The 24,070-nt window shown below is 59.2% G+C and carries 12 protein-coding genes and 1 tRNA gene; 11 read left to right on the forward strand and 2 right to left on the reverse strand.

The features are described from left to right. Nucleotides 1-3: 3 nt before the first annotated feature. The 5 genes from H1B37_RS01080 to H1B37_RS01100 all read left to right on the forward strand — a co-directional run bounded on the left by H1B37_RS01080 (nucleotide 4) and on the right by H1B37_RS01100 (nucleotide 6,519). On the forward strand, nucleotides 4-477 hold the full coding sequence (locus tag H1B37_RS01080; protein WP_182864747.1) for an anthrone oxygenase family protein: 474 nt from the start codon (nucleotides 4-6) through the stop codon (nucleotides 475-477). Between the two features lie 66 nt (nucleotides 478-543). Then, nucleotides 544-1,044 (forward strand): NAD(P)H-binding protein, encoded by a 501-nt coding sequence (locus tag H1B37_RS01085; protein ID WP_182864748.1) that lies wholly within the window; start codon nucleotides 544-546, stop codon nucleotides 1,042-1,044. A 330-nt stretch (nucleotides 1,045-1,374) separates the two neighbouring features. Next, a complete protein-coding gene (locus H1B37_RS01090) occupies nucleotides 1,375-1,719 on the forward strand; it encodes a hypothetical protein (protein WP_182864749.1) in 345 nt (114 codons plus the stop codon). Beyond that, on the forward strand, nucleotides 1,712-5,443 hold the full coding sequence (locus tag H1B37_RS01095) for a WD40 repeat domain-containing serine/threonine protein kinase (protein WP_182864750.1): 3,732 nt from the start codon (nucleotides 1,712-1,714) through the stop codon (nucleotides 5,441-5,443). The genes H1B37_RS01090 and H1B37_RS01095 overlap by 8 nt, the downstream gene beginning before the upstream one ends. Then, a complete protein-coding gene (locus tag H1B37_RS01100) occupies nucleotides 5,443-6,519 on the forward strand; it encodes an outer membrane protein assembly factor BamB family protein (protein WP_182864751.1) in 1,077 nt (358 codons plus the stop codon). The genes H1B37_RS01095 and H1B37_RS01100 overlap by 1 nt, the downstream gene beginning before the upstream one ends. A 185-nt stretch (nucleotides 6,520-6,704) precedes the next feature. Here H1B37_RS01100 and H1B37_RS01105 read toward each other — a convergent pair. Then, nucleotides 6,705-6,777, reverse strand: a tRNA-Arg gene (locus H1B37_RS01105). Nucleotides 6,778-6,930: 153 nt separating this feature from the next. On the opposite strand from H1B37_RS01105, the gene H1B37_RS01110 reads away from it, so the two are divergent. The 3 genes from H1B37_RS01110 to H1B37_RS01120 all read left to right on the forward strand — a co-directional run bounded on the left by H1B37_RS01110 (nucleotide 6,931) and on the right by H1B37_RS01120 (nucleotide 19,337). Continuing rightward, nucleotides 6,931-14,652, forward strand: coding sequence for a tetratricopeptide repeat protein (locus H1B37_RS01110; RefSeq protein ID WP_182864752.1), 7,722 nt, complete (start codon nucleotides 6,931-6,933; stop codon nucleotides 14,650-14,652). Nucleotides 14,653-15,334: 682 nt separating this feature from the next. Continuing rightward, nucleotides 15,335-18,295 carry a phosphoribosylformylglycinamidine synthase subunit PurL gene (gene purL, locus H1B37_RS01115; protein WP_182864753.1) on the forward strand — a complete coding sequence of 987 codons (2,961 nt, stop codon included), beginning with the start codon at nucleotides 15,335-15,337 and terminating at the stop codon, nucleotides 18,293-18,295. Between the two features lie 4 nt (nucleotides 18,296-18,299). Continuing rightward, nucleotides 18,300-19,337 carry a 4Fe-4S dicluster domain-containing protein gene (locus H1B37_RS01120; RefSeq protein WP_182864754.1) on the forward strand — a complete coding sequence of 346 codons (1,038 nt, stop codon included), beginning with the start codon at nucleotides 18,300-18,302 and terminating at the stop codon, nucleotides 19,335-19,337. 159 nt (nucleotides 19,338-19,496) lie between these two features. Here H1B37_RS01120 and H1B37_RS01125 read toward each other — a convergent pair whose 3' ends face one another. Next, nucleotides 19,497-20,078 carry a hypothetical protein gene (locus H1B37_RS01125; RefSeq protein WP_182864755.1) on the reverse strand — a complete coding sequence of 194 codons (582 nt, stop codon included), beginning with the start codon at nucleotides 20,076-20,078 and terminating at the stop codon, nucleotides 19,497-19,499. A 394-nt stretch (nucleotides 20,079-20,472) separates the two neighbouring features. Between H1B37_RS01125 and H1B37_RS01130 the strand changes: the two genes are divergently transcribed. The 3 genes from H1B37_RS01130 to H1B37_RS01140 all read left to right on the forward strand — a co-directional run bounded on the left by H1B37_RS01130 (nucleotide 20,473) and on the right by H1B37_RS01140 (nucleotide 23,995). Next, nucleotides 20,473-21,063 carry a sigma-70 family RNA polymerase sigma factor gene (locus H1B37_RS01130; protein ID WP_182864756.1) on the forward strand — a complete coding sequence of 197 codons (591 nt, stop codon included), beginning with the start codon at nucleotides 20,473-20,475 and terminating at the stop codon, nucleotides 21,061-21,063. Nucleotide 21,064: 1 nt separating this feature from the next. Next, nucleotides 21,065-22,657: a serine/threonine-protein kinase gene (locus H1B37_RS01135; protein ID WP_182864757.1), complete on the forward strand. Its 1,593-nt coding sequence runs from the start codon at nucleotides 21,065-21,067 to the stop codon at nucleotides 22,655-22,657. 171 nt (nucleotides 22,658-22,828) lie between these two features. Beyond that, complete coding sequence (locus tag H1B37_RS01140; RefSeq protein ID WP_182864758.1) at nucleotides 22,829-23,995, forward strand: OmpH/Skp family outer membrane protein; 1,167 nt, start codon at nucleotides 22,829-22,831, stop codon at nucleotides 23,993-23,995. The last annotated feature ends 75 nt before the right edge of the window (nucleotides 23,996-24,070 follow it).

Below are 24,070 nucleotides of genomic sequence, written 5' to 3' on the forward strand. Positions count from 1 at the left end.
GCAATGACCACAATCCTGATGCTGCTCACAGTGATTGCGATTGCCGGCAGTGGGCTGATGGCGGGCTTGTTTTTTGTCTTCTCCGTTTCGGTCATGAATGCTCTGGCACAGATGCCTGCGCAGGAAGGCATGAAGGCGATGCAGCTGATCAATCGCACCATCTTAAACCCTTTGTTCCTCAGCGCGTTCTTCGGAACGGCCCTTGCCTGTTTGCTCCTCGCAGCCATCTCTGCATGGCAGCGGCCGCCCGACTTTGGCTGGGCGATCGCTGGAGCATGCCTGTATTTACTGGGCGGTTTCATGGTCACCGCATTCTTCAACGTCCCGCTCAACAACTCGCTCGACAAGCTGTCGGCGGATGATCCGGCGAGCCACGCAGAGTGGACGCGTTACCTTGCGATTTGGACGCGCTGGAATCATCTTCGCGCAGCGGCATGCATCTTGGCGTGCGTTCTGCTCGCGATCGGGCTGCCGTAGCAGCGGCTGAAAGCAAGTCTAAACCTCAACGAAACGAAATGAAAAAGACGAAAACGGTGCTCGTGCTTGGGCCACAATCTGACATTCAAGGGGCTCTTTGGTCAGCCACGCAGACTCGTGACGGATGCTGTCAAGCGTTTCTGCCAAGCCATTGGGGCAAACGGCTCCGGCAAGCCAAGCAAGTTCGTACTCATGAATACGGCGGGAAACAGGAATCGCAATCTGAATGAGCCGATTTCGCGCGCCCAGAGCTGCGTGATCGGACTTCTGCGTCTGCTGGTGCCGCCCCATCGGGTTAACGAGAATGCCGCGGATTACCTGCGAATGGAGGTTGGTCACAATGACACCGGACTCCAGTGGGCGGTCGTTCGTCCCGACAGTTTGTTCGACGAGGACGACGTGAGCGACTACGAGTTATATCCGTCGCCAACCAGGAGCGCGATCTTCAATCCGGGGCGAACCAGTCGCATCAATGTCGCACATTTTATGGCTGACCTGATCACGAATGATGATGTCTGGAAGAAATGGTACGGTCAGATGCCGGTGATCTACAACAAGGGATCCTGAGCTCAAAGCCCTGAATCTCCGCATTGGCGCGTAAGAAGTGAGAATGCATTAAACTTGACGCGCTGGAAATGTGCGTTTGAGCCAGCGAAACATGGATTTGAACAACGCATGCGTCGGATCACTGCTCAAGTCGTTTCCGCAATGAGTCCATCGAAATGCCGTTCGGGACCGCTGCGCCGAGATGAACCAAAACTTGTTCAACCTGATATGATAGGCGGAGACTCAGAGCAATTTACTAGGAAGCAAAGATTCCACCTAAGACCGCGCCGAAATTTGGTGTTTGAGAAATTCTTGAGGTCGATTCATCGACGAACGTTGCCTAGGAACACTGTGAGCATTTCTTTATTGCACTGCGCCCCCTTGATTTCTCCGATGGTGATGGAAGGCAGCGTTAATCTCGAGCAATATCGCAACTACCTGCGAGTCTTAGCTGATATGCAGCTGAATCCACGATTACGCGCCACGGAAGACGTTTCCGCCGTCGTTCAGATCACAATGTTGCAGGCCCATCGAGATCAGAGCAATTTCCGGAGAAAATCACTTCGTTCTTGGTTCAAAACGATTCTCACCCACACGTTGATGAACCTTGCTAAGAGGTATCAGGCCGAGAAGCGAGATCTACGTACCGAACGCTCGATCGATCAGCCGATGGAGGAGCCTGAGCATCATGGCTGATTCAAGCGGCAGCCACGACGAAGCTTTTGATCGAATCGTCCACGAATACTATCAAGCAGTTGAAAACGGCCAAAGAGTCGATGCGAAGGTGTTCATCGATCAACACCTGGAATTCAAGGATGAATTGCAATCCTTTTTTGCCGACCTGGAAAACGTCGGCTATCTAGCGAACAGGCGGGGTATCTCGGGTACCTTGGCGGCTACACCGACCGACCTCGAGCCACAGACGTTGACTGTCGGTCCGGGGTCGTCGCTCACCTACATCGGCGAGTACCGAATCCTAGAGGAAATTGCCCGTGGCGGAATGGGCGTCGTTTTTAAAGCGAGGCAAGAGAAATTACGTCGGACCGTCGCATTAAAGATGATCCGGTCAGGTCGCTTGGCCGGCAAGGCTGAAGTGGACCGATTCAAACGCGAAGCTCGCGCCGCGGCGATGATCAAACACTCGAATATCGTCGGTGTCCATGAAATAGGTGTGCATGATGGCCAGTACTACTTCACAATGGATTACGTGGAAAGTGAGAGTTTGAGAGAGCGACTGCGTGAAGGATCGCTTGTGCCGCAGAAGGCTGCAAAGTTGGTCGTCGCGTTGGCAAGAGCAACGCACTTCGCGCACACACGCGGCATCCTTCACCGCGACCTTAAGCCTGCGAATATCTTGGTCGATTCGAACGAGCAACCACACATCACCGACTTCGGGCTAGCCAAGTCGCTCGCCAACTTCGATGAAACTTCAGATGTGGACATCACTCGCTCGGGACAGATTATCGGGACTCCAAGTTACATGGCGCCTGAGCAGGCGGCGGCCAAGTATCAATTGGTGGGTGTCGGAAGTGACATCTACTCGCTGGGGGCAATACTGTACGCCTGCTTGAGCGGTCGTGCTCCATTCGTAGCCGAGTCAGCCGTCGAAACGATTCATCAAGTCATTCATCACGAGCCAGTGGCCCCCAGTGTTTTGAATCCGCGGGTACCGAAGGATCTCGAAACAATCTGCCTTAAATGTTTGGAAAAAGAGCCGCACAAAAGATACGGCACGGCCGCGTTGTTGGCCGACGACCTGACGCTGTACTTAGCAAATGAGCCCATTCTCGCCCGCAGGGTGACACCGATAGAAAGAGCATGGCGTTGGTGTCGTCGCGAGCCCAGGATGGCCATTCTATGCACAATCCTCGCGCTCGTTGTCTTGTCAATCGCGACGATAAGTCCGATCCTCGCGGCTCGACAAAGCAAGCTCCGCGGCGAGGCCGAACACCTTCTCACCGAGAAGACTCAATTGCTGGAAGAAAAGGCGGGGCTGGTAAACCAGCTTCAAAATTCTGTCAAAGAACAATCGCGGTTCGCAGAGAAGCTCCAAGAAAGAAACATCGGATTGTCGCGTCAGACTGCGCGTCTCTTTCTTGCTCGGGGTTGCAATCTGTACAGCGAAGGTTTGTATCGATCTTCGAATATTGAGTTTCTCCGTGCGTTCGCCGTGCTCGCCACTTCCGATCCCCTGTCCGATTCGATTCGCTCCGTTGCTTTGGCTCGGTTGACGCATAGCGGAAGGTGTCTGTCGATCATCCCGCACGAATCAGGGATTGGCCCCGTCGTCTTTAGTCGCGACGGAAGTCGCATCATGACGGCAAGTGGTCGCTTCATTCGCGTGTCGGATACTCGCACGGGACTCCCCGTAGGATCTGTCATCGAATACGAAGAACCCTTTCGCGACTCCCCCTTCGCCAAAAGTCCTGATGGATCGCGTATCGTCGTGACCGCGCTGTCGATGCGAAAATCCGACAAGGCCAGAAGTCGTTATGTGGGTAAGGCACGAATTTTGGACACCGCCAGCGGACGGCAGATCGGAGCGTCACTCACCCATGACGGCCGAATCGAGGCTGTCACTTTCAGCTCTGATGGGAAATTCATCATCACCGGTTCGGATGACAATACAGCTCGCATCTGGAGTGCGACGACCGGTGACCCGATCGGGCAACCAATTCAGCATCAAGCGGATGTTGTTTCCGTTGACATCAGCCCGAATGGGCACTTTGTGGCCACCGGGTCAAGCAATAACCAAATAAGAATCTCGGATAATCGCGGGCGGCCCGTGGGCGAACTACTCAAGCATGATGATGTTGAGTATCAGATTGGCGACCCTAATCTGGGCGAGTCTCGCGTCGGTGGCGTCGTCACCTCGCTTGCTTTCGGTCCAGATGGATCGCAGCTTTTGTCGGCGGCAACCTCTGGGATCGTGCGTTGGGACGTGAAGACAGGTCGACGCCTGGATGAGCTGAAACACAAGTACAAGTTCACCGTAGATCCAAGCCGTGAGCGTTTTTTTACGTACTCGAAATTGGGGGTAGAGGCCTGGGATTTCCATACCCTGCGGTTGCTAAGTCACGTTGAAAGTCCTGCTGAAAAGCTCGAGTTCAGTTCTAACGGCAAACGGTTTATTACGATCTTCGGTAACTCTGCCCGCGTCCACAACGCGTTGACGTTGGAGCAGATTGGAGCACCGCTTCCCCACGAGCATCGGGTCCGCTCTGTTGCCTTCAGTCCGACTGCGGATCGGGTCGCCAGTGGGTCCGAAGATCCAACCGTTGCCGGAGGTAGCACGGAAGACGAAGTTCGCATCTGGCGGGTCGAAGCACCAACCCCGCTGCTCCTCAATGGAGTCTATGGGCAAGTGGCTGCGATCAATTCCGATCGGACACGCCTGATCACAACGGAGGAGAATTGGTCACCGGCAACCGACAGTATCGGCTACGTCGCCAAACTTTGGGATGTGGAGCACGAACGTGTCCTTAGCAAAACATCCGTGCACTCGGAGGAAATCACCTGCGTAGCCTTCAGTGCTGATGGTCAACAATTTGTCACCGTCAGCGGGAATACAGCGAGTGTCTGGGATTCCGTCACAACTCAGGAAGCCAGAAAGATCACGTTTGAAGGAGAGATCAAAAGCGTCTTGTTCGCGGAAAATAGAAACTGGGCTACCATCGCATGGAATCAAAAACGCGGTTATCGTCGTGCGGATCTTCCCGATAGACTTCTGTTCGCGAGAGATTTGCGCGTTCAAGTTTGGGAGATGGACGAATTGCGACCTGTCGGTCCCACGATTGAATTTCTCGGGTCATCCATCGCTGTGGCGACAAGTCCCGACGGCCACATGGTCGCATCTGGATCGAATGGCCAGGTACAGATCTGGGACAGCCGATCCGGCGAACCTTTGGGTGACCCTCTCGGCGAAAAAGTTGTTGCCGGTAGCCGAGTTGGACAAGTACAGGTCGCGTTCAGCCCAAACGGAAGTCAATTGATCGCTGGAAGTCATACGCTTCGCATTTGGGATCTCACCAGTCGCCAGCCGATCGGTCAGCACATGCCTCACGACGGTGCGGTCACTTCGATTGCGTACGATCAGGAGGGTTCCCGTGTGGCTACCGGCACCTACGAAGGATGGGGAGGCAAAGCGCGTGTTTGGGATGCGCGGACCGGTCAGCCGCTAACCAATCCAATTCAGTTCGAAGAAAGCACGGTCGACAGAGTCGCCCTCACGAAAGACGACAAGCTGGTGACTTGGACAATGGACGAATGCGGACTTTGGGATATCGGTACAAACATTAGGCCCGAAGACTTCCGAACCTGGTTCGAGCGAGTTCTGAAAGTCACGGTCGGCCTAGACGGTTCGGTGAACATCAATCGCGCGGCAAGCCGAAAACGTGATCATCAACCCGGGACCCGGTGATGACAGTGTCACCGTCAGTGGTGGAGAAGTGGAACGCACCAGTTCCGGTCGAAGCGATAAATGGCGCTTCGTGTCGCGTGATCGGAATCCACCGCACCAGTGGCGATCTCCTTTGGAACACGGAAGTCCACCGTCAAGTTCCCGGACCCAAGCGAGCCCAGAATTCCTACGCCACGCCCACGCCGGTGTCCGATGGCGCACGGGTGTACGCCGCGTTTTACGATGGAACGATCGTCGCCGTCGATTTCGATGGCAAGTTGGTCTGGAAGAACGAAGACGTGGACTTCCACAGTTTGCATGGGCTCGGTGCCTCGCCGATTCTTGTCGGCGGACTCATCGTCATGCCGTTTGACGGCAGCAGCCGCTCCGATCAGCGTGTCGGTTGGAAGGAACCGTGGGACCAGGCCGTCCTGTTGGCCGTGGACAAGGAGACCGGTGATACGAAGTGGCGGGGAGAGCGTGGGCTGTCTCGGGTTGGACACGTGACCGCCATCGTGATCGAAAAGGGGCAGACGGTGGTCAGTGCGGGAAGCGACCGAGTCCAGGCGCACGACGTTGAAACGGGAAAGCGAATCTGGTCGGTCTACAGCCAAGGTGAGGGCGTGACACCCTCACCCGTGCTGGGTGAAGGTCTGATCTTCACTTCATCCAGTTTCGAGGAACCGACGATTCGAGCGATTCGTCCAGGCGGTCACGGGGATGTGACCGAATCGCACATCGTTTGGGAACAGAAACGCGGTGTCCCGGCCTTGCCATCGCCGCTGTATGTCGAGCCGTTCCTGTACACGATCACTCGCGACAACATCCTGCACTGCATCGAAGCGAAAACAGGTGAAGTCGTCTGGCTGGAACGACTCAAGGGCAATTACTCCGCGTCGCCGCTATTGGCCGACGGCCGAATCTACATCACCTCCGAAGACGGTCTCACCACGGTGTTGGAGCCCGGGGCGCGATACAAGGTGATCACCCAAAATAGGCTCGACGGCAAGACGATGGCATCGATCGCAGTTTCCCGAGGCAACTTCTTCATTCGAACCGGCGACAGCCTCTACTGCATCGGCAACCAACCGCGCTGATCAAGCCATCCACGATAACGCGAACTCTCGCCAACGCCTGTAAGCAGGAAGAACGATCGGAGAACCGTCTGCTTGGAACGAGACGGTTGACGGCGGACTGTGTCGGGTAAGCGATCCAGAGCACGCTCACGCCGTTTTCTTGTCACCCATTTTCTTGTCTTCCCGCTGACTGCTGCCGACCTCAGCACCCCCGGCAGGATTCGAACCTGCGACACCAGCTTTAGGAAAGCTGTGCTCTATCCCCTGAGCTACGGGGGCGTGTTGGTGAACACGTTTTACCTTGCCGGTGTGGCCAGGAAAACCTGTCTCCGCTGGACGCGCCATTTCTTTGCAAAGAATCGGCCCCCTCCGTTCGAGGGTCCGCCATAATGGAGGCCTCTCGCGACGCCGAATTCCCTCGATCGGAGACTAGTGAGCGTGTTTGCAGCCAATCGTTCGCCGCATTTTTGGATTTTTGTGTGTTTTGCCACCTCGCTCGGTTGGGGACTCTGTTGGGATCGCTCGGTCGGTGCGCAGGAGACCACCGATGACCAATCCTCCACGGTTTCCGAACAGGAACGGGCGACCGCCGAGAGGTTTCTGCAGGTGTTGTTGCGGCGGCCGCGGCCCGGAACGGCACTGAATCGTGTTTACGGTTTCCATGTGCAAAACGGTTCGTTGGATGATTTCATCGACTCGTTGGACGTTCCCGATGACGCCCCCGATGCCGGTCGGAAACGGATGATTCTGGGCCTGCTGCAATCCCAACGCGGTCGCCACGCCCTGGCGGCAGAGGCGTTTGCCAAAGCCGAATCGCTGCAGGAAGACGACTACGCCAGCAGCTACCACCTGGGACGGTCCCTGCTTGCCATCGGTCAAACGGAAAAGGCCGCCGCGGCGATCGAACGCGCGATCAATCGCAAACCGGCTCGCAACGAGGCGCTCCCCATCTTCACCGAATTGGGACGAATCTATAGCCGCGCCGGCCAAAACGAAAAAGCGCTTCGGGTCTGGCAGAAACTGGAATCGCTGTTTCCCGGCGATGCCCGTGTCGGCGGACAAATTGCCAGCACGTTGGCCGACGAAGGAAACGTCCGCGAAGCTTTGCGACGATTCGAATCGCTTGCCAAGACGGCCCGAAAAAATGATGACAAGATCGCGTTTGCGATCCAGGCCGCCGAAATGCGCCGGCGACTCGGGCAGACCGACGAGTGCACGCGTGACCTGGAGGCCATCCTGGATCGGCTGCGGCCGGGAAGTTGGCTGTACAGCGACGTCCGCAATCGGATCGAAGCCGGGTTCTTGAAATCCGGTGACTACGACGCCTTGGCAAACTACTACAAAGAAAAGCTTGCCGAATCCGAAGACGACCTCGCGATGCAAATTCGCTTGGGACGCATCCTGGTGTCCGCCGGTCGGATCGACGAAGCGGCTGAAACGTTGGCCCAAGCAATCAAGCGAGCGCCGGACGACGCCGGCGTGCGGCTGGCGCTCATCGATGTCCTGGTCAGCAAGGGAGACATCGCCGCTGCGGCCCAGCAGTTCCAATCGCTTGCCGAAAAGGACCCCGACAACCCCGATCTGTTGCTCCGCTGGGGACAGACCCTGTTGCAAGACGATTCACGGCCGCTCGCTGAGAGACGTGCCGCCGCCGCTGGTGTTTGGCAACGCTTGGCCGATCGTCGCGAAGACGACGCCGTCGTGTTGTCGCAGATCGCCGATCGCATGCGCGGGATCGATCGCAAGGACGATGCCATCGGATTGTACGAACAAGCCATCACGGTCGATCCCGATTCGCCACAGTATCGAGAGTACCTGGGCGAATACCTGCATCGTCTGGACCGAAAGGATGAAGCGATCCAAACCTGGCTGTCGATCGCCGAAGGAGACCGTCGCAATCGCGATTCGCTGGTCCGTCTTGCAGAGGTGTTTTCGACGTTCAACGAAGACGATCGCGCGATGGAGGCATGGCGTGAGGCCGCCGAATTGAATCTCACATTCCCCCAAGAATTACGATTCGCACGTCGTTTGCGCGACGCGGAGTTGTACGACGAAGCGATCGCGCGGCTGGACGCAGCCGAAACGATCGCCGAGACTCCCGACGAGCAGGAACAGTTGCTAAAGGATCGCATCGCGACCTACCAGGAAGCCGGAACGCTGCCACAACAAATCGCCTTGCTGGAGGCCGAACCGCCGACGGCCGAGAACCATCGGACTCTGGCGATGATGCATGCCGCCGCCGGACAATGGGCCGACGCCGAGATTGCCATTCGTCGCGCCATCGAAAAGCAACCCGATGACCCGAGAGTGCTGTTGGTGGCCGCGGAGATCGCCGAGGCGCAAAACCGATTTGCCGACGCGGTCGAGACGTTTCAAACACTGGCCCGCGTCGAGGTGCGATTTCAAACCAACTATCTGCAGCGGGTCGCCCAGTTGCAAATGCGTTTGGGGCAAGTCGATCCGGCGATGGAGACATGTGATGCGTTGATCGACGCAAACCCGGCAAGTCCGGAATCGTATCAATTCCTGGCACGTTTGGCCTTCCGTGCCGGACGCGACGACCAGGCGATCACGGCGCTGCGGCGTGCGATGAACATCGCGCCCCGCGACAACGCTCCACGCCGGATGTTGGCGTCCGCCTTCGCCGACCGCTACCGCACCGAAGAGGCGATCGAATTGTATTGGCAAGCGATGCGCTACGAATCGAAATCGGAGGACCGAATCGCGTTGGTCAAACAGCTGGCCCCCTTGTACGAACGACAGAATGAATTGGACACGCTTGTCGGGCGAATCGACCAGATGGCGCGCGAGGACGTCGATCCGCGAACAATCCAATTGATGATTTCGGCGGCTCACGAAGCAGTTCAAGATTATGGCGCGGCGCGTCAAGCCGTCGATCCGCTGTTGGCCGCCCAGCCACGCGATGTTTCGCTGCTGGAGACCATGGTCCGTTTGAGCGACGCGGCCGACGACGTTGTCACCGCGGCCGAGTTTCAAGAACGCATCGTCGCGCTGGCCGACACCCCGGAAAACCGTTTTAAACTGGTCCAGCTACAGCTCGACGCAGACCTGATCGACATCCAGACGGCGCTCAGCGACCGGATTTCACTCGGCTCCGACCCGGCACGGCTGGGCGCAATGATTCGCTCGGCCGTTCGACGCGGGGATCGACCGACGGCGATCGCGATTTGTGAAGCAGCCTTGCAACGCGACCCGGCCTTGTGGGACGTCAAACTGATGTTGGCCCAATTGCTGCTGCACGAGCGTGGTGACGACGAATCGGAAAACGCACCAGAGGAAACCTACCCCGCACCGCATCGTCGCGCGATCGAACTGGCCCGCGAGATCCGGCAGCAGGAGGTGCCGCTGGATGCCTTGCCGCCGGCGGCGCGAAAGCAATCAGGCGGCAGTGCGGCCCGGCCAGCCGGTTACGATACCAGTCCACGTCGCTGGACCAGCAGCTCCTACGCACTGGCACGCGGCTATCGGCTCGGTCGCTACGCCAGCAGCAACTATTCAAGCTCTGCTAACAGCTACACCACGGTCGATCCGTCGTCTTTCGGCCACGCCCGCGTTCTCGCCACGGCGGTTGAATTGGTCGCGATCGCCAAACGTTTTCCAGCTGACGAAGCGCGAATAAAAATGGAGACGCTGATCGATCGGACGGTGGCGCTGCCGGCGGTCGAACAGATTCGTGACGCCGCCGTGATCTGGGAACGGCGGGCATTCCAGTCGATCCTCGGCTATTTGACAACTTCATCGAGTTCGACCAGCGAGGCAGAAAAGGCCCTCACCGAAAAACTGAACTGGCGCCTGGCCGAGTTGGATCCCAAAGAGGGCGCGATGTATTTGCGGGGCATGTTGATGGGCAAGATCCGGTCGGCGGCGCAATCGAAGGCCAACAGCCAGACGTCTGATGCTGACAAGTCCGGCGTGACGCTCACGGCATCACAGGCCCAGTTGGTGATCAAGCTGTACGAGCAGGCGTTGGCAGACGCCACGGCCGGCGGCAACTCCGTACCCTGGTCAACGCTGTCGGACTATCGCGTGATCTTGTCCAGGCATTTCGAGCAAACGGGAGACACGGCACGGGCGAAGCAGTACGCGCTCGAGAAGCCCGCCGCCGATGCGTCATTGAACGAACTGATCAGCGCGATCGGCTATTACTTGAATCTCGACCAAGTCGACCAGGCCGACGCACTGGTCAAGCGACTGCTGCCGGCCGTTCGTGCCGACGGGAGTGGAAGATCGACCTCATCAAGCAGCGTCACCGGGACCGCCGGACACTTGGCAACCGCCGGACCCCACGGTGCCGAATTTGTCGATCGTCATCGGTTTGCGATTCTTGACGCCGTTCTGGCACAAGCGATCAAGAATAACATGGCAGCGGCACGTCGCAGCACGACATTGTCCGACGGCACGATCAGCACCTACGTTCGCAGCGCGCAAAACAGTTATTATTCGTTCCAAGTCAAAGCACCACTGTCGACGGAGTTGCTAAGCCAGTCAGTCGTCAACGAGCTGTCAAGTCTTTTGCCCGGTCCAGAAAGCGGTGGCCAGCCACGCGGGTTGAACTTGACCGACGAGGTGCTCGAGCACCTGGACCGGTCACCTGACGACGCACCGATTCGAGAGCAAAAGGTCCGTCGGGTGCTGGCTGCGTTTGCCCATTGGTGGACGCAGCGACCTGAGGAGTGTTATGACCGCATCGAGCGTTTGAGCCGAGATTTTCCGGACGACGTCGACTTGCGGATCGAGCAGGCGCGATTGGCGAGCGAGTTATCACAACCTCGACTGGCCCTGTCGTTGCTCGATTCGATCGATCCGCTGGACAGCGGCATGTTGGTTCGTAAAGAGATGGCGGCGATGAACCTGGCGTCGCAGCTGGGTGACGTTGAACGTGCTAGGCAGGCCGCTGAGCGTTTGTTCGGGATGCGGATGGACACCCGAACGCAGCTGGCGCTGGCCGATCAGCTCCGCCGTCTGGGGATGCCCGAAAAGGCCGCCGCCGTGCTGCGTCGGCTGCGCGGCGGTCGTGCCCGCGATGAACGAACCGAATTGCAAATCGCGCAGGCGTTCCTGGCCAACGACGAGCATGAAGCCGCCGCGGAGGTCGCTTACACGCTGCTGCGCAAGCTCAGTAGCGGTCGGGCATCGACCAGCAATCTTGCGTACTACCGCCAGCAAGCCGTGTCGATCCTAAGAAACGCCAAGCGGCTCGATCCGCTGATCGAACAAGCCCAACGCCGCGTCGCATCGGCACCGGCTTCGGTTCGCGCCCGCATCGAATTGGCCGAACTCTACACCGCAGCTGGCCGGCAATCGGATGCGGAGGACTTGTGGGGCGAGATCGCAAAATCTAAACCGAACGATCCGCGACAATTGATCGCCCGCGCCGCGGCGCTCTACAAAGCCAAGCAGTACACGGAGGCCACCGAACTGTATCTCGATGCTTTCGAAAAGGACCCGCAATTGCTCAGTCGACATGTCTACGATTTGACCCGCGCCGCCGACCGCGGCGATTCGGATGCCATGTTTCGACGATTGATTCAGTTTGATCCCGAGTCCATCCAGAGTTATCGGTACGACAATCTGATCAACGTCGGGCGACGAAAAGCGTTCACCGATGCGAAGCGAAAGTTCGTCGCTCACGCGTTGAAGAATTCGCAGGTCAAACGAGATTTTTATCGCTACATCCGAAACATCCCCGCGACCGAACGAAAAAAGATTCCTGCAATTCGTCAGGCGATGATCGATGTCATTTGCAGCGAAGACGCATTTACGGCAACTTCGTCGACATGGCGAGTCACCAGTCGGTCATCCGGTGGCACGGCGAACGGGCCGCTGAAGGACATCTTGTCGTTGCTCTGCAGTGACGCTGAGGCGCGCGAGCGATTCGACAAAGCCGTCACCAAAGCCTTGCAGAACGAAGCGACCGCGCCGACGGCAGCTTTTCTGGCGGCGCTGGTCGATGTCGCCGACGAGGAAAAGCGCGATGACGCAATCGAGTCCATCGCCGGGTTGATGGTGTCGGAGGTCGCGGCGGCCGCTCCGGGCCAACCGGTGATCAGTGGCGGGTTGCTGTGGCAAGGCGGCCAGGCTCTGGAGTCGGTGTCCGAGATCAACGAAAAAACATCGCTGTTGGTTTCGATCTATGAAGCCGCCGGACGCGACCAGAGTGTCTCGATGACCGACATGCGGTTTTCCGTCGGTGCTCGACTGGTCGATGCCCTGGCAAAGGACGGTCAAAAGGCTCGCGCGCGGATGTTCCTGTTGGATGCTTATGAGAAGACGGATCATTCATCCGACAATTTGCACAATCCCGGTTATGGCGACTACCAAGACATCCAGTCCTATCTGTCGATCGCCGAGAAGCTGGACGGCATCGGGTATCCGATCGACGCACTGATCATTCAGCAACGGTTGGTCGCCATGCCCGACCGGTTCGCCAAAGCGAAACGTTGGGGCGGCGGATTGTCGTTTGAAAAGGCCGAACAAACGGCCGGGCAATATGCGGCGAAGATCACGACCGAGTCCTCGGTCGACTACTTGAAATCGCTCGGGGAATCGATCGCGGACTGCGAGGATGATCTGGCAATCCGATTGATGGATTTGCCACTGGAGATGGTTCTCGGTGGGGATGCCAAATCGGGACTGCAGATCGCGATCGATTCGGCCACCGGCTCGGACGACGGTCGTGCGGCTTTGACGTCACTGTTCGATTCGCTGCGGGCACATTCACCCCAGCGGCCCGAGGATTGGTCGATTCCTGCGGCACAACTTTTGGTCTCGCTCAAAATACAGCCCGATGACCTGGATTCGTTGGCCGAACAGCTGACCGACCGGCTGCCTGACGAAGCGGCACTGCAGGTCACAGTCACGTCAACGTCGTTGAAACCGTTGGTGGATTTGTTCGTCGTTGCCGCGGCGGCTTCCGAAGTCGACTCCGACGCGGCACGGCGGATTGCAACGGACCTGGGCGAGTACCTGCGTCTGGTTGCGAGCAAACTTCACCAACCGGGGCTTGATTTGGCAGTCGCTTCGTTGAGCGGTGACGACGAAAGGTCACTGAACGCATTTTTGGATTCGATGGAAGCTGCGCTCAAGTCGGGGCAAACACGGAGGAAGACTTATTTCGATGCCTGTTTCAAGATCGCGACGATCGCAGCCAAACGTGGCCAGATCTTGACCTCTGCCAGGGCACTGATGTTGGCTCTGCGAGATGGCCCACCGCCCAGTCGCGTTGCCGTCGCATCGGATGCGTTTTCGATCAACCAAAACCAAAACCCTGGTAGGGTGCCCGTCGACGATGGGATGGAGGATTTGACGGCGCGACTACTGGAATTGGTCGACCTGTATTCCGACGTGACCGGAAAGAAGCTTGGTCAACGGGAGCCCGATGTCGACGTGAAAGTGGATCCCGACACGATCGACACCGACGTCTGGCAGGCACTCGATCAAGCGTTCCGCAACGTCGTCTTGCCGAGTGGTCAGCCCGGGATGGTGTATCCGTATGCCATGCGGATTGCCTCGCGAACGAGTTATGACAACTATTCCAGCGACGATGACTTGAGCCCTCGATCGGTTTCGATCGCGATGGCACGCATCGCGAGAATCGCCGGCACGTCGGACTCGCTGTTGCAGTTGATCGCGTCGCGATTGGAGTCGGTGGCGGACAAAAAGGTCGCCGCGAGTGTCATGGTCGATGCCGCTCTGGCCGCTGGCGACAACGAGGCTTTGGCCGAGGCGCTGGATCGGTTTGCCCAGGCCGTGGACGAAAGCTTGCCGAGTGCAGAGACGCCAGCGACGAAGCCTCCCCAGATGAGCAGCATCTCGTCGCAGACCCAGCAAGAATCGTTTCAGAAAAGCGACCTCGTCGATCTGATGACTCGTACGTTGGTGCCGCTGGTCGCGGCAAAGGACAGCGTCACGCCGCAGACCTATGCGAAGGCGACCGAACTGTTCGCCCGAACCGAGCGGTTGATCCAGTCGGACAGCTACACCGCCGGCCGGCACCGCGAGATCGCCCGGCGGATTCGCGACAAGGTGCTCGCCGGGACGGAGCAAGCGGCGGGGCACTCTGATTCGGAGGACGTTTTGAACCAGCCACTCGATGTGCTCAAACGGTGGATTTTGGGTGGGGGTGGCGGGTAGCTGAGCGGTGCAGCCTTCGCTTCGCTACCCTCGATTCCATACGCACCTGATGGGTTCAGAAACCTCCCCCCTTTCGATCGGCCGGCGGCTTTGCCACCGGCCGATCGAAGGGAGGGGAATCGGCTTTCTTTCCTGGGGTGGCGGTCACTCCGCTGCGCTCGTTCCCTGACCCCAGGCTATGGATGTGGATGCCCTTTGGGCAAACAAAGAAGATCGATGATCACCACTGAGCGAATCGCCCCTACCCTCGCTGTGCTCGCCCCTCCCTTCCAGGGTGGGCTGGCGAAAATCAATGGAACTTGGAACGTTGCGTAGGTTCGGGGACGTTCAGCGATTCTGCTGGATCCCTCGATTGCAAATTGCAAACTGTTCATTGCAAAATTCAAATTTGCCGGCAATCGTCGCTCAAATCATTTCGCAATTTGCACTGTTCATTTTGCAATTTGCAATCGTTGCCGGTTCGCCAGTTTTCGACGCCACGTACTTTTCATCAGGCCACTTCCAGGGAGGGTTTTGTAGGATCGGTAGAGACCGCGTCCTCCGGGAGGGTGACTTCATTTCCTAGCCCGGTTTCCCTCCCTTCCGCCGGTTCTCGGCAATCGCCACGGATTTCGATACACTTCTCCGCACGCGGGAGTTTTCCTGCCCGCACCGCATTTCTTCCCCGCACCAGGACACGACGATGCCGCTGTGGCAGATTGACATTTATCCCGCTGAGAACGAGATCGACCGCGAGGGTGCTCGCACCAGCGAGGAGATTCATGAGTTGGGCATCGGTGACGACGTGCCGGTCGTTTTCGCCCGCGGTTTCTTGGTTCAGGGCGAGATCGACGGCGACCAGGCCGAGCAGATCGCCCAGCGGTTGTTGGCCGATTCGGTGACCGAGCGGACCGTCGTGGCGGTCGCCGGGGATGCGGTGTTGAGCCAGCCGCCGGCCCCCTCGGATGACATCCGGCTGGTCAACGTGTTGCCCAAACCCGGCGTGATGGACCCGGTCGCGGCCAGCACGATCGGTGCGGCCCGCGATTGCGGATTCGACGTGCAATCGGTTCGCACGATGCGAAAGTACTGGATCAGCGGTGTCGATGAGCCGACGTTTCAAACGATTTGCCGTCGCGCCCTGTCCAACGACTCGATCGAACAGGTCGTCGCCGGACCGCTGGAAATGGACCAACTGGATGTCGGCACGGCCTATGACTTTGAACTCGTCCGCGTCCCGATCCGCAGCCTGAGCGACGACGAACTGGAAACGCTCTCGCGTGAAGGCCAGCTGTACTTGACGTTGGTCGAAATGCAGACGATTCGCGACCACTTCGTTTCTCTGAATCGTGATCCGACCGACATCGAACTGGAGACGATCGCCCAGACCTGGTCGGAACACTGCAGCCACAAGACGTTGGCCGGACGGATTCATTACCGCGGAATCGGCGCTGACGGAACGCCCGGCGGTGACGAGCGACAGTATGACAACATGCTCAAGGAGACGATTTTTGCGGCCACGCAATCGATCCGCAAGAGCTTGGGCGATGATGATTGGTGCGTCAGCGTGTTCAAAGACAACGCCGGCGTGGTGACCTTTGACGATGATTTCCACGCCTGTTTCAAAGTCGAAACGCACAATCACCCCTCGGCACTGGAACCCTATGGCGGTGCCAACACCGGGATCGGCGGGGTGATCCGCGACCCGATGGGAACCGGCATGGGGGCTAAACCGGTCTGCAACACCGACGTGTTTTGTTTTGCCCCGCCGGACACGCCGGCCGACCAGTTGCCGCCGGGCGTGCTGCACCCGCGACGTGTGATGAAGGGTGTCGTCGCCGGCGTGCGTGACTATGGCAACCGAATGGGCATCCCGACGGTCAACGGCGCGGTCTATTTCGACAAACGATACTTGGGCAACCCGCTGGTTTACGCCGGAAACGTCGGCATGATTCCCGTCGGCATGGAAGACAAACAAGTTCACCCGAACGATCTGATCGTTTCGATCGGGGGCCGGACCGGACGCGACGGAATCCACGGCGCGACGTTCAGCTCGGCAGAATTGACCAGCGAATCGGAATCGTTGTCCGGCGGCGCGGTTCAGATCGGCAACGCGATCACCGAAAAAATGGTGTTGGATGTGTTGATGCAGGCCCGCGATCGTGGGCTCTACAACGCCGTCACGGACTGTGGCGCCGGCGGTTTTTCCAGCGCCGTCGGCGAAATGGGTGAAGACGTCGGGGCGGAGGTCTGGTTGGAGAAGGCGCCGCTGAAGTACGACGGATTGTCCTACACCGAAATCTGGATCTCCGAGGCCCAGGAGCGGATGGTGCTGGCCGTGCCGCGGACAAAGTGGGACGAGCTGCGTGAGCTGTGCGAGAGCGAAGGCGTCGAGGCGGCGATCCTGGGCGAGTTCAAGCCGACCGGGCAGTTGCATCTGACCTACCACGGCGAAACCGTCGGCAACGTCTCGATGCAATTCTTGCACGACGGTCGCCCGCCGGTGATCCGCGATGCCGTGTACGATCCGCCGGCCGTCGTGCCACTGGATCTGCCCGCTTCCGTTTCGGCGGAAACGCATCAACAGACGCTACTAAAAATCCTGTCCAGTTTGAACGTGGCCAGTAAACATTGGGTGATCCGCCAATACGATCACGAGGTTCAAGGCGGCAGCGTCGTCAAGCCGCTGGTCGGACCGCAATGTGACGGCCCCGGCGATGCCGCCGTGATTCGTCCGCTGCTTTCCAGCACGCGCGGGCTGGTGATTTCCTGTGGCATGAACCCGCACTACGGCGACTTTGACACCTATCACATGGCCGCCTCGGCGATCGACGAAGCGATGCGGAATGCCGTGGCGGTGGGTGCGGACCCGAGTAAGATCGCGATCCTGGACAACTTCTGCTGGGGTTACACCGATCGCCCCGAAACGCTCGGCTCGCTGGTTCGCGCCGCGATCGCCTGCCAGGACGTCGCCGTCGCCTTGGGCACCCCGTTCGTCAGCGGCAAGGACAGCTTGAACAACGAATTCAGCTACTTCGACGACAGCGGCGAAAAGCAAACGATTTCGATCCCGCCGAGTTTATTGATCAGTGCGATGGGGCAGATCGCCGACGTCTCGCTGGCCGTGACGATGGACGCCAAGCAGTCGGGCAATGCGGTCTTCCTGATCGGGACGACCAAGGACGAACTGGGCGGGTCGCATTACTGTCTGAGCGAAAACCGATCCGGCGGCAACGTCCCGACGGTCGACGTCCCGGTGGCCAAGGCGACGTTCGCGGCGGTCCACGAGGCGATTTCGGCGCGAATGCTGCGAGCCTGTCACGACCTCAGCGAGGGCGGTTTGGCCGTCGCGGCGACGGAAATGGCGATGGCCGGCGGATTGGGCATGGAGCTGGATTTGGACGCGGTCGCAGAAATCTCCGCCGAGGGGCTGTCCGACACGTCGCTGCTGTTCAGCGAATCCAATTCGCGGTTCCTGGTCGAATTGCCGGTGGATCTGGTGGACCAGTTCACCCCGATCTTTTACGCTCACGGCGTCCAGGCGGCTCGAGTAGGTACAATAACCGAGAACAGAAAACTGACCGTCACGCGATCCGGTGCCACCGTGCTGGACATCGAAATCGCGGCGGCCAAAGACGCTTGGCAAAAACCACTCGACTGGTAACCGGATGATCTCTCCCAGCTCGCAATCCGATTCGACAACAACGCCGACCTGGACGGTGGTGGTTTCACGCGGACAATCCCGCAACCCCGCCAAACGTTCGCTGGAACAATCCATCGCCGATGCGGCGTCGGTGCTCGAAGGTGCCGACGTGTTGGTCGTTCCGCACCTGTACGATTTGCCCAAAGGCGGAGAGTCGCTTGAGAAGCTGTCCGAGCTGGAAGGCAACCTGATCGTCGTCTCGTGGATCTTTCCCCGGGCGGCCCATTGGGTGTTGGACCGAAATGGCGTTCGCGGGCAATTCGTCCCGGTGGCGATCGGAGACGCCGACGACGAGGACGAAGAATCAGCCGAGCCGGCCGAGTCGGATGTCGATCGCGTTGCCGATTTGTATCCCCGCCCGAAGCGTCAAATCCACTGCATCGATTTAAAGGCCGAGCAGAGTCTGGAACGGTTCACCGAAGCGATCCGGGGGCTGGTCCTGGGGGAAGACGATTCCCAGGAAATGACCTCCGGCGACGCATCGTCGTCCGGCGAGACTTCGTTGCCGATCGTCGGCGGCCAAATCGTCCAGGTCGATGAAACGACGTCCCGCCGCTGGTATCCGGTGATCGATTTCAGCCGCTGCACCAACTGCATGGAGTGCGTCGACTTTTGCCTGTTCGGCGTCTATGGGGTCGATGCGGCCGAAACGATCCTTGTCGAACAACCCGACAACTGTCGTAAAGGGTGTCCGGCCTGCAGTCGGGTCTGTCCTGAGAACGCGATCATTTTCCCACAACACAAAGCGCCGGCGATCGCGGGGGCCGAAACCGGTGGCAGCGAAGGGTTCAAGATCGACCTGTCGAAGTTGTTCGGTGCTCCCGATGGCGGTGACGATGCGATCGCAACGGCCGCCCGCGAACGCGACGAACAATTGCTGCTGGCCGGCCGCACCGCCGTCGGAATCGACGAGCAACTGCAGCGCCGTCAACAGGACTTGATGGCCCAGCCCAAAGACGACCTGGATCGCTTGATCGATTCGCTGGACGAATTGGATCTGTAACGGTGGGTGTCTTCCGCACATCGGTCGGCAATGGCGGATGGCTGAACGATTTCTAGCGGCTGGAGGCAGCTATCGAATGCGGCATCAAAAAAAGAGCACGGCCGAATCAACGACCGTGCTCTCCAGCGTGTGTTTCAAGGACCAACGAAGAACGGTGAACTAGTTGATCGCCTTGTTGACCGCTTTCATCACGGCGGCGACGTTCACCTTGTCGGCTTTGTTGAACTTGCGAGCCGCGACGACTTTGCTGTCGTTGGCGATCACGACCGTCACGGCCGCCTTTTCGTCGATCTTGTAGTTGCTCGGTCCGGTCTCGTGGTCGTTTGCGATGACGACCGGAACCGCGGTTGCACCCGAGGTTTCGGCAACCTTGGTGGCGACGTCTTTCAATGCATCGGCGTCTTTGCCCATCAGCGTCACGAAGCCTTTCAGTTTGGCGTCTTCGTTCGCTTTGACCGCCGCATCAATTTCCTTGACCAGTTCATTGAGCTTTCCACCGGTGTCGCGTGCGAACACCATCACCATCGGGCGCGAGCCGTATTTGCAGCGATAGCAAAGTTTTTCACCTTGCTCGACGCCATCATCTTCGGCACCGCAGACTTTCGTGACGTAGAACGCTCCGATCGCATCGCCAGCCTTCAAGCCCTTTGCGGCTTTCTTCTTCTTTGCCGACTCCTCGGCCGAAACCACCGAACAGACCAGCAAACCAAATACAGCCAAAGGCAACATCAAACGAGACATGCGTTGAATCTCCAACAGAAAGGGAGGCAAAAAAAGGAGGGACGTTTCTCTTACTCTCAAGGGCGTTTTCACAGACGCCCTGCCGGTAATGGGCAAACCATCTTACCATCCGCCACCACAACCCGCAGGTTCGTCACAAAACTACTGCAAAAAAAATCGCGATGGCGATAATCCCGTCCCCAGGCGGAGATCGGGAACGAGGCATCGAGGAGAGTCGCCGTGTTCTCCGAACTCGGCGCACGAAAAAGCGAAGCTTTGCCGCGCGTCAACCTCGGACACCGCAGTGGGTCCGCAGCGCTTTTCTCCCAGGTTTTCTTGTAAGACCCCGCCGATTCGTCCGTGTACAACAATAGAAGCCTCGTCTGCCGCTTTCATCTGATGAACGTTTGATCCAGTGTCAGCCTTTCCCATCACACGACCGAGCCTGCTTTTGCGGTTGCGTGACCGTGAAAATCACGGGGCGTGGAGCGAGTTTTTGGAGATCTACGAGCCGGTGATCTACCGTTTGGCCCGGCGACGACAGTTGCAGGACGCCGATGCCCGTGAGATCGTCCAGGAGGTTCTGCTGCGAGTTGCCGCGGCGATCGACCGCTTCGACCCGGAGGCGTCTGGGTCGTTCCGAGGCTGGCTGTCCCAAACCACGCGGCGCGTCGTCGTGGATCGATTTCGACGACTTGCCGCGACCGCCTGCCCCGTGGGTGGCCAGTCGGATCCGTTTGCGGAGGTGGCCGACGGTTCGGAAAACCCCTTTGAGGTGGAATTCGATTTGGAGCACCGCCGGCAACTGTTTCGCTGTGCCGCCGAGCACCTCCAACGTGAGCTGTCGGCGACGAGCTGGACGGCGTTTTGGCGGACGGCGGTGCAAGGCCATCCGGCACGTGTGGTGGCGTCGCAGCTGGGCATCAGTGAAGGCGCGGTGTATGTGGCGCGCTGCCGAGTCCTGAAACGGATCCGAGAATTCATCGAACTGCGGGAGGCGGAGTGAAATGGTTGCTGTCAATCGATCCTCGTGGGGTAAGGCGTATCAAAGCCATTGTGATGAAGACGTCTTGAAAGGTCTGCTGGACGAATCGCTCTCGGCGGAGATGCAAGCGGTCGCCGAGGATCACTTGGCGGTGTGCGCGCCTTGCCGAGATCGGCTGGAGACACTCGCCGCCGCCCCGGCGCTGTGGACGGAAACGCGGAGCATTTTTGAGGCGGACGAATCCACCCGACACGCGACGGCCACCCTGTACGCGGTGCGACCGGAACAGATTCCGTCGGACGACACGACCACTTCCTGGCTGCGAGCGATCGTACAACGATCGCCTGAAGACGATTCCAGATCGCTTGGCCACATCGATCGCTATCGAATCGATTCGGTGATCGGATCGGGCGGGATGGGCGTGGTCGCGGCCGGTTTTGATGAACAACTTGCCCGTCCGGTTGCGATCAAGTTTCTGGCACCTCATTTGGCCGGGTTGGCGCCGGCGCGTCGGCGGTTTGCCAGGGAAGCCCGCGCGGCGGCGGCGATCGTGCATCCGGCGATCATGCCGATCTATAGCGTCAGCGAGAATTCACATCCGCCCTATTTGGTCATGCCGCTAGTCGGATCAGTCACCGCCGGGCGCAGTCTGCAACAGCGGATCGACCGCGAAGGTCCGCTGGATCTGGAAGCGGCGCTCGGGATCGCGGCTCAAGTCGCCGAGGGACTTGCCGCGGCGCACGAGCGCGGCGTGGTCCACCGGGACATCAAACCCGGCAACATCCTGATGGAGGAGAACAGCCCGCGCGTTTTGATCGGCGACTTCGGCTTGGCCCGCGCGATCGACGACGCCACGGTCACCGTCAGCGGGATGGTGGCCGGGACGCCGCAGTACATGAGTCCCGAACAGGCGGCCGGCGAAGCGGTTAGGGCGGCCAGCGATCTGTTCAGCCTGGGCAGCGTGTTGTACGCCATGCTGACCGGTCGTCCGCCGTTCGTCGCCGATTCGCCCATCGCCGTGCTGCGGAAAGTCATCGACACACCGGTTCAACCCGTGGTCGATCGCGTCGAATCCTTGCCACCCTGGGTCGATCGTCTGGTTCGGTTGTTGATGGTCAAAGACCCAAACGCGCGTATCGTATCAGCCGCCGAAGCCGCACAACTGCTCCGCGAAACGGAAGCCCATGTCCGAAACCCTTCGCGCTATCCGCTGCCGGATCGGCTCGGCCCGCCCCACCGGCTCAAGACCAAGTCGACGATCACAGCGATGATCGCCGCGATCGCATTGTTGATGGTGGGCGGATCGCTGCCGTTGCTGCGGCAGCAAACACCGCAAGGCTCCGATGATAGAAGCACGCCGGGAGTCGATTCCCCCGAGACTCTATCGACGGGGCAGACCTCCTCGGGCTCGTCCGTCACAGCGATTGAGCGATCGGCGGCTCCGATCGAAACCGATGTGTCGTGGCATTGGGACGCGTTGCCTGTCGAACTGCAACAGATCCGCGACTCATTGCACGAACTGGAACGCGACCTGAATCTCGACACCGTTGGCTTCGAATCAATCGATGATCGTCGACATCGGGGCCAACCGGCTAGCGGGACAGCGGCACAGTGACGCCTTCGCGTTCGTCAGAGCGCGGAACTTGCCGGAGATCCACCTTCCGGCGAAGGTTGCAACGTTTGGACGGCGATTCGGCCAGGAGGATCGAAACTCTTGGCGAGTTCCGCTACCGGAGACTTCAGCACGACTTGTTTTCTGTTACTCGCATCACAAAGGACGCATCACATGTTGGAACCGAAACTCAGACGCTATTCCATTCTCGTCGCCGCGGGGACGACCTGCGCTTTGGCGATCGGCATCGTCTCGCTGACGCCGCCGATCACCGCACAAGACGCTTTGATGCTCGATGCGCCCGAGCAGATCATCATCCGGCCGCGAGTCGAAACCAGCTATCGCGAGGTGGTCGAGGATGGTGTGACGCGCCGAATCCCAGAAACTCATGTCCGTTACGAGAGATCGATTCGACGGTATGCGGACGTCAGCGGCATGCCCGCTGGCCAGATCCGACCGCTGCCGCACACACGCGAAATCGGTCCCTTGGTACAGCGGATCGCTGCTGCGAAACCGGACGACGAGACCGAAGAGCTGAAGGAAGAGCTTCGCGGCATGCTTGACGACCAATTCGAAGCGATGAGCGCCGAACAACATGAGCAGATCGAACAGCTCAGCAAACGACTTGAGCAGTTGAAATCGCAACACCAGGCCCGCGCCGATGCCCGCGAAGAGATCATCCAGCGACGGATGAACGAATTGTTGCGTCAACCCGATCCGCTGGCCTGGGACATGAACGCGAATCGCCGCCGTGGTGGTGACGTTCACACGGATGTCACCGTGAGAACGATGCCGTCTCCATCGCTGCCCGCGGCGCCGGTCCGTCCCCAACCGCCTGCCAATCACGACGATGATTGGCGACCGGACCCCAATCGGGATCATGGGGAGCGTCGGCAACTGAATCGCCCAGGCCGTCCTGCAGATCTGGGCCGCCCTGCAGATCTGGATCGCGCGACAACGTTCGGCATCGGCCCGGCGGGCCCCGCGTCGGATCGGCGGGCCGATCACTACCTGGACACCCGCCTCGCTGAGGTGGCGCGCAGCCTGTACTCGGCCATCGGGCGTCACGCGGTGGACCGTACGGAGGAGTCGGAGCGAAACTTGCGCGAGGCGATCAAAAACGCGGAGCGGATGATCGCGACGGTGGCACGCCGCGACGAATCAAACGTTCGAAACACTCCGTTGATCCGCGCGATCGAATCCGCGGCGTCTCAATTGACGGGCTCCGACGCCGATTTGGAGGAGGACGAGGAGATCGTGGTACGGCGAGATCGAGAACAAGATCGCTCGGGCGGGGACGCTGAGGAGCGGGATGAAAATCGGCGGCCGACCGATCGCTAAGAAATTGCCGCGTTTGGGCCCGTTGGGTCCCCGCACGCAGGTGCACGTCGACTGGTCGCTTTCCGATCGGATTGC

This window comes from Stieleria mannarensis (assembly GCF_014154935.1).
Classification (GTDB): Bacteria; Planctomycetota; Planctomycetia; order Pirellulales; family Pirellulaceae; genus Stieleria; species Stieleria mannarensis.